Origin of the sequence: Thiohalocapsa sp., assembly GCF_019695415.1 — a bacterium.
GTDB lineage: Bacteria > Pseudomonadota > Gammaproteobacteria > Chromatiales > Chromatiaceae > Thiohalocapsa.
Genome location: NZ_JAIFKJ010000028.1, coordinates 1 through 1,906, shown reverse-complemented (window position 1 = coordinate 1,906; position 1,906 = coordinate 1). Strand labels below are relative to the sequence as shown.

The window sequence follows — 1,906 nt, the reverse complement described above, 5'->3', positions numbered from 1 at the left end:
TCCTCGGCGCGCCCTGGGCTATTGCGCGCCCGTACTCGTCGCGAGGGCGCGGGCGAGCGATGTCCGGCTCGACCACCGTCCAGGCCGCCGGGTCGGCGTGCAGCGCCTCCAGCATCATCGCATTGACCCGGGGCCCGCCGCGATAGGAGCGGGACTTGCCCAGCAGCGGCGCGCCGGCCAGCGACAGATCGCCCACCGCATCGAGCGCCTTGTGCCGGACAAATTCGTCCTCGTAGCGCAGGCCTTCCGGGTTCACCACGCGGTCATCGGCGATTGCGACAGTGTTGTCGAGCGAGGAGCCAAGCGCGCGCCCGGCCTTCCAAAGCATCTCGACATCCTTCATGAAGCCGAAGGTGCGCGCGCGCGACAGGGCGCGAAGGAAAACCTGCGGCGTCACATCGCCGCGCCAGCGTTGCCGGCCGATGACCGGCGTGTCGAAGTCGATCTCGACATCCAGATGAAAGCCGCCGTAGGGCTCCAGCGAGGCGAAGGCGTCACCGTCCTGGATTTGCACTGGCTTGAGCACCCGGATGAAGCGCCGCGAGCGCGCCAGCGGGCGAAGGCCGGCTTCGAGCACCGCTTCGACGAACGGTTCCGCGCTGCCATCCATGATCGGGATTTCGCCCGCATCGACCTCGATATCGACATTGTCGACGCCGACGCCGCGCAGCGCCGCCATCAAATGCTCGACGGTCGCCACGCAGGCGTCTTCGCCGTTGCTGAGCACCGTGCAGAGCATGACGTTGGAGATCGCGCGGAAATCAGCTGGAATGCGCACCTCGCGACCCGCATCGTTCCGAACGATGAAGACAATGCCATTGTCGGGGTCTGCCGGGTGGAGGATGAGCGAAGCAGGCCGGCCGCTGTGAACGCCGGTGCCGGAGATGACCACGCTCTGCTTAAGCGTGGTCTGACGTGCCCCCGTAAAGTCTGCGATCATTGTTGTCTCGCACCGTTATCTTTGTCCCTTCAAGGACAGAACGGGCATGATACGCAGCTCGTCTGTCCCCCCATCAGATCACGGAGGCAAGGCGCGAGCGGGCATTCAGGAAGCGCTGCTGAGATTTGTTAGACGCGCAAAGAAACGAAGTTGACGATCAGCTTGACGCTCCGTACCCGATCACGCGTGGACGCTCACCCTAAATCCCGGCCAGGAATTCACATGCCGGAAGGTCTCGCCGGAGACCTCTTCTGGCCGGGGCCCTCAGCGTCCGCGTCACTCTCGACGCCTCACGCCCGTGATCTGTGGGGAGATTAGCCAGCGGCCCCCGTCCCGACAAATCACGCTTGTTTACATTCTGTTACGGATAACTGTGCCGAATCAGCCACTTACGGCACAGAATTAAGGAAAAGCCACCTGAGCCGCTTGACAGGCGGCGAAGCACGTCAAACGCCGCACGCGTTCCAGCAGTGATCAGTTCAGCGGGCGTTTGAAAAAGTCTGGAATATCAAACGGTTCTTCCGCGTTCGCGGCGCCGTTGGCTGACCCCCTGTTGATGCGCGGTTTTGCCGTTTTTTTGCCATCTTCACCCCCCGGTTCCGCCGCGCCGTCGTCGGTTTCACGCGCGGGGTCGGCCTGCGGGATGCGCGGCTCCTCCCGTCTTGTGACAGCTTCGTGGTTCGGGGCCTCGTTCTCGGGGCTGCGATCCTCGCGTCCGCGCGTCCGGCCGGCCATCCATGAGAACAGGCCGCCCTTGCGCCGTTCGCCGCCTTCAGAGCCGTCGCCGTCATCCTGTCCGCTCAGCTCCGGGACATCCTCGTCGGTCAGCGGACGGCGCGGTCGCCGCCGGGGCGCGCTGGGCGCGACCGGCTCGGAATGCGGGTGGCTGCGTTCGCTTCCGCTGCCGCGCGGCTCGTCCTGCGGGGTACGGCGAGGGGGGCGCTGCTAGATCGTCACGCCGCGAGG

The 1,906-nt window shown here is 65.4% G+C and carries 2 protein-coding genes; both read right to left on the bottom strand.

Translation table 11 applies throughout. The features are described 5' to 3' along the window. The coding region (lpxC, locus tag I6U14_RS00385; protein ID WP_296895948.1) for a UDP-3-O-acyl-N-acetylglucosamine deacetylase at positions 1-940 on the bottom strand (940 nt) is incomplete at its 3' end. A 474-nt stretch (positions 941-1,414) separates the two neighbouring features. Then, on the bottom strand, positions 1,415-1,675 hold the full coding sequence (locus tag I6U14_RS00380) for a hypothetical protein (RefSeq protein ID WP_296895946.1): 261 nt from the start codon (positions 1,673-1,675) through the stop codon (positions 1,415-1,417). Positions 1,676-1,906: the final 231 nt, after the last annotated feature.

Coding starts and splice junctions, on each gene's coding strand:
- I6U14_RS00380 (WP_296895946.1), bottom strand. CDS start 1,675: ATGGCCGGCCGGACGCGCGGACGCGAGGATCGCAGCCCCGAGAACGAG.